This window comes from Oligoflexus sp., assembly GCF_035638955.1.
Classification (GTDB): Bacteria; Bdellovibrionota_B; Oligoflexia; order Oligoflexales; family Oligoflexaceae; genus Oligoflexus.
Genome location: NZ_DASQYZ010000304.1, coordinates 1 through 5,094 on the forward strand (window position 1 = coordinate 1; position 5,094 = coordinate 5,094).

Here is a 5,094-nt window from a genome sequence, read left to right on the forward strand (position 1 = left end):
AGAAAGATCAAGCCTTCGCAATCATGTTCCGGATGCGGTTTTGTCCAAAAAAAGCTGCTCTCAGAGCGGGTCCACGATTGCAAGGAATGCAAACTTATACTTGATCGGGATCTGAATGCGGCTCTGGTAATCTTAAATTACGCTTTGACAGGCTTTGTCACGGGTCGGGAACCGGCCTAGGTGTGGAGGAGAAGAACTCTTTTCCTGTGAAACACGAAACTCCATTCCATACCAAAAGCCGCGAATCGATGAGCGGCTGCCAAGCCCGCAGGGCTTGTGAGGATTGGGTGGAGCAGTTCATACGGATCAGCTTGTCACCTACCAAGCAGGTGTAGCCGGAATCCAAGTATTTTTCTCGGACAGCTTTCCTCGTAAAACGCAAAACGCTGAAATAGCTGTCGTCTATTCGGATCATTTGTTCTGAGATCACGCCAGACTTCCTTTCACTTTGTGCCCAAGTCATGGACAACGGGAGCTTAACTCCGGTCCCCAGCAAGGCGGCACTCCCAATTTATCAGATGAGAGAGGACATTATCATGCCGCAAAGCGCCTTCATGCGATGCAACGCCAGGCTTTGCAAAATAGCCTCAGCCAGCGCTCTTGTTCTTCTGCTCGATTATAGGTCCTCCTCCGTTGGTATTACATTGTCCTAGGCGCGAGCTTTGTAACCTACTTCACCAAAGCATCAAACTCATAACCCTGGAATTCAGCCAATGCTCCCTGAACCAATTAAAGTACGTCGCGATTTCGCCATCATGACAAAGAACTCGAGTTTTCCATCCTCTGAGCTGAGGAGATATCCTTGGGTCAGCACGCTTGAAAACTCACGGCCAAGGGAGCGCGAGGAGTTGGAAGCATGGTTTTCTCGTCATTATGGTATTGAAGGCGCAGGTTCCAGACAGTTGACGTCGCTGCAGATTAATTATTGCATACGCCATCCCGCGTGAGTTGACAACGCACTCACCCTCAGATAATGTGCAAGACAGATAGTTTGTTAAACGAATCAATTTGGACCTGTAAATCATGCCTGCCTATCACCCAGCCCTCCGCGAATTATTCGGCTATGCTCTTTATCGCAGCGGCTTGTCCTTTCGCGAAATGCTGGCGGAAACCCTGGAACAGGAGAGGCTGGTTCCTCCCCAGCTGGCCATACTCACCGTGCTGAAAGACGGCGGACCGTTCAATCAAATGCAGCTCGGTGAGGAACTTGGCATTGATCGGGCCTCCATGGTCAAATTCATTGACGGATTGGAAGCCGCCGGCCTTGTGGAGCGAACCCAGGACGCCAGCGACCGCAGGGCCAAACTTCTAAGTCTCACATCCAAAGGCCGCTTGAAGTACGCGAGCCTTCGCAAAAAAGAGCAGGCGGTCGAAGCCCATTTTTTATCGAGTCTCACTCAGAGTGAGCAGGACGCCCTGCGCAGGATCGTATTTAAACTCGTAGCACAAATCGGGAGCTCCAAAACGTGACCGTTCATTCTTCAACCGTTTCTCAAAAGGCCGGAGGAATTCACCCGGGCCGTTTGGTTCTGATCCTCGGTGGTTTAACCGCTCTGGGTCCTCTCTCCGTTGACATGTATCTACCGGCCTTTCCTGAAATGGCCAGCTCACTCGGGACGACGCTCCCTTCTGTGGAAGCATCCCTCGCCTCGTATTTCGCTGGTCTTTCCCTTGGCCAGCTTTTTTATGGTCCCTTGGCGGATCGCTACGGTCGCAAGGGTCCTTTGCTCATTGGCCTCATCATCTATGCGATATCCTCGGTGGCCTGTGCCATGGCTCAGAGCATTGAAGGGGTCATCGCCTTCCGCTTTCTCCAAGCCCTGGGCGCCTGTGGCGGCATGGTCATTCCGCGGGCCATCGTAAGGGATCGATTTGAACAGCAGGAATCAGCCCGCATCTTTTCGCTGCTCATGCTGATCATGGGGGTCGCTCCGATCCTGGCACCCCTCCTTGGCGGCTATTTCAGCCTGAATATGGGATGGCGGTCCATCTTTTGGTTTCTGGTCGCCTTCAGCGGCCTTTCGATTGCAGCGGCTGCCACGTTTCTTCCTGAAACACATGGCGTCAACCCTGACTATAAAATCAAAGGGTCATTTGCGGTTTTCGGCCGTCTCCTCCGCGATCGTGAATTCCTGCGCTATACGCTGTCCGGAAGCATCGCTCAGGCTGGAATGTTTGCATATATTACTGGTTCACCTTTTGTCTTCATCAAACTCTTTGAAATCCCCGCGGATAAGTTCGGTTGGGTTTTTGGGGCCAACGCCCTGGGACTGATTGCCGTGTCCCAGCTCAATGTCCGCTTGTTGCGAACCTATAGCTTTGAAAGGATCCTTACAGTCGCCATTCGCATCCTGGCGGTGGCCGGGGTTCTTCTTATGCTGGCTGGATTGAGCGGAGCCGGGCTTTGGGCCGTCATGATCCCTCTTTTCTTTTATGTCGCAACACTGGGCGCGACCTTCCCTAATGCAGCGGCTGGAGCTTTGGCCCATCAGGGACGTAACGCGGGCAGTGCCTCGGCCATGCTGGGAACGTTGCAGATGCTCTCCGCTTCGCTGGCCTCGCTGCTCCTGTCCCGTCTGAATGCCGACTCGGCTGCACCGATGACTGTGATTGTCGGTGTCTGCGGAATAACGTCTTTGCTTCTCTTCACGATTATGAAAAAACGCGATTGAAGCGCAGGCGGCGCTTTATCTTTCTCGATTTCGGCTTTGACCGTTGTCTGTGAAGTCTTCACAAAAGAGTGAAGCACCACCAAATTACGGAAAGAATATTTCACGCTCTGCGTGAGGCTGGAAACCCGAAGCCGCTCACCTCCGGGTTTTCTGACGAGGCATGCTCAATAGATGGCGACTTCAGGTATGGCAGCTTCAAACATCGTGCCTTGCATCGCAAAGCCATCAAAACCAAGCAGCTGACGTTCCCAGCTGTGCACTCCACGACGGCGGGCGGATTTGGTATCGGCATAAACATTCAATCGACCATCCAGGGTTCGCAGGGCGTAGAGACCTAGAACGGATCCTGTCAGCATCGCAGTATTATCTTTGATGACGACCTGAGTGGAAGCGCCCAGGTTAATATCACCGCGAGCGAAGAGCAAAGAACTTTCCGCACCCACATGGGCCAGCCACAGATCAATATCAGCATAGGCATAGCCGTTCGTATCCAGATGCGGAATCATGCGGGCCTGCAGTTGAGCCAGTTCCGCTGAGGCATTCAGATCCACACCAGCGGTGCCTCGCACTCCTGCAGCGACCTTGACCCCGATGGGACCGAGCTGAACACGATAAGGGAATTCCATATCAAGGGCCGGGAGATTAAAACTTTTTTCATAGTATGGTGTCGCTACATTCAGGGACGGACTCCAAACCTTTTGCCCGACGATAAAAACCCCGGCATTGAGTTCGAGGTTATGCCCCTGTTGGCTGCGGGTGCCGGCTTCCGTGCGCAAAAGTGGAATGCGTTTGTCGAGCAGATAACCCTCGGCTTCCCCGCGCGCCTTCACTTCGTTCACCACGGCCTGAGGATTGTGAGCTCCGAGGCAAAGATCCGCGTTCAAGCCAAACTGCGCGGTCTTCCGACTGCCCTTCTGCCAGGCCCAATCCCGACATTTTTCAGCCGCGGATGTTTCACTGGCGATCAGTAACAAAGCCCCTGCTGCCATCCAAAACTTTTGCATACGAACCTCCCTTTGAAAAATATGATTCAGGATTCCACTGGATCCACCCAATCCTTTTCCATTTGCTCCCAGGCCTCAGCTAAAGCCTGGCCCATCGCCATACTCCGACGCAGGTTTTGAATGTTTGGCAGAAGACCCGCATCCAGGCTTCGTGCTTCATAAAGATTTTCCAGAACCTTGAGTCGAATGCGATCATCCTGAGTCTGGCCCAGAAGTTTAAGAAGAACCGGAATGGATTCCTTGGCCATCGTCCGATCACGCAGGCATTGCAAGGCCGTGAGCGCGAGGTCCGCTTCAGGGGCTGCCGCCATTGCCAAAAGTATGGTCTCGGCCTCAGGCCGCTTCATGAAACGAAGAGCCTGCACGATACGCATGCGGAGCGGCAAGGAAGCGCCTTTCAGCCATGCGCTTATGATCGGGAAAAATTGTTCCAGGCCGGCGTTTCCTACAACATCCAGAAGATGCAGACGTTCGGTTTCGGTCTGCGCTTTCTCCAAACGCAGCTGCAGTTCATCGACAAAGACCGGGTCCTGAAAGCCATGCTTCAGATGCGTGGCCATACCGAGTTCAGCTGCGGTCGCCACATCAGGGTGTTTCGGTTGCTGGCGCATCGTATCCAAATATTTCCAGCTTGCTCCTGTGGGTGCCGGCGCGAGGCCGACCATGGGCAGCGCTCGCTCCTGCCAGTGGCCATCATCTTTATGGGCCAAAGCCTGTTCCACAAAAGCATCCAAAGCCTCGCTCTCACCGGAATAAATCATGGCTCCGGCCAGCGTGGCAAAGGCACTGCTATCGGGATCGATCTCGCGTAATTCATCGGCCAGCTCGGACGCCAACGTTGGGTCCTGACGCAGCGCATGTTTGAGTTCAAGATAAGTGTCTTGATTGGCTTCACTGGATCCGAGGGCCGGCTTTTGACCTTCACCGTCGCGAAAATGATCCCAGCGGCTGATAATTTGCTCTTTCTCTTCCGCCGTCAGAATCCGCGGAGCCGCGGCCGATGCATTGGCCTGGGTGTCGGCCAGCATGGTCTGCAGGGCATTCTGAGTCAAGGGCGCCCGACGCCGCAGCGTAATTTGAATATCGGTGCGGGCCACAAGATTCTTTTTTTGCAGCGACACACTCTGCTCGCTTCCCTGCAGGCGCAAAAGTCCCAACTCGATCGGCTGCGCAGGGTGACTGGTTGCCTCCACTTCATAGCGAAGACTTTGCGTAAGACCTGCACTCGAGGCGCCGCCCATGACGGGTCCCACAAATTTTTTGGTCCATTGCACCGCACCATTCTGCCAGGCAAGATGCATTTCGGGCGTCACTTCGCCTTCAAGCCGCTCTTCCCGGTTCAGAAGAACCTGATGAGTCTCCGGCCAACGGGCACGCAAGCCTCCATCCATATGGAGAAAGACACTACGGGCAATGGC

The 5,094-nt window shown here is 54.0% G+C and carries 5 protein-coding genes; 3 read left to right on the top strand and 2 right to left on the bottom strand.

From position 1 onward, the window contains the following. The 3 genes from VE954_RS27670 to VE954_RS27680 form a co-directional block, all read left to right on the top strand. Nucleotides 1–180: zinc ribbon domain-containing protein (locus VE954_RS27670; protein WP_324958993.1), on the top strand; the 180-nt coding region annotated here is incomplete at its 5' end. An 843-nt stretch (nt 181–1,023) separates the two neighbouring features. Then, complete coding sequence (locus VE954_RS27675; protein WP_324958995.1) at nt 1,024–1,470, top strand: MarR family transcriptional regulator; 447 nt, start codon at nt 1,024–1,026, stop codon at nt 1,468–1,470. Then, nucleotides 1,467–2,672, top strand: a complete 1,206-nt coding sequence (locus VE954_RS27680; protein ID WP_324958997.1) for a Bcr/CflA family multidrug efflux MFS transporter — start codon at nt 1,467–1,469, stop codon at nt 2,670–2,672. The genes VE954_RS27675 and VE954_RS27680 overlap by 4 nt, the downstream gene beginning before the upstream one ends. 164 nt (nt 2,673–2,836) lie before the next feature. Here VE954_RS27680 and VE954_RS27685 read toward each other — a convergent pair whose 3' ends face one another. Next, nucleotides 2,837–3,676 (bottom strand): hypothetical protein, encoded by an 840-nt coding sequence (locus tag VE954_RS27685; RefSeq protein ID WP_324958999.1) that lies wholly within the window; start codon nt 3,674–3,676, stop codon nt 2,837–2,839. 26 nt (nt 3,677–3,702) lie between these two features. Further along, nucleotides 3,703–5,094 (bottom strand): hypothetical protein (locus VE954_RS27690; RefSeq protein ID WP_324959001.1); only part of this gene is annotated, 1,392 nt, incomplete at its 5' end.

Bases quoted from the DNA above. Each gene is read 5' to 3' on its own strand.
- VE954_RS27675 (WP_324958995.1), top strand. From the start codon at position 1,024: ATGCCTGCCTATCACCCAGCCCTCCGCGAATTATTCGGCTATGCTCTT.
- VE954_RS27685 (WP_324958999.1), bottom strand. From the start codon at position 3,676: ATGCAAAAGTTTTGGATGGCAGCAGGGGCTTTGTTACTGATCGCCAGT.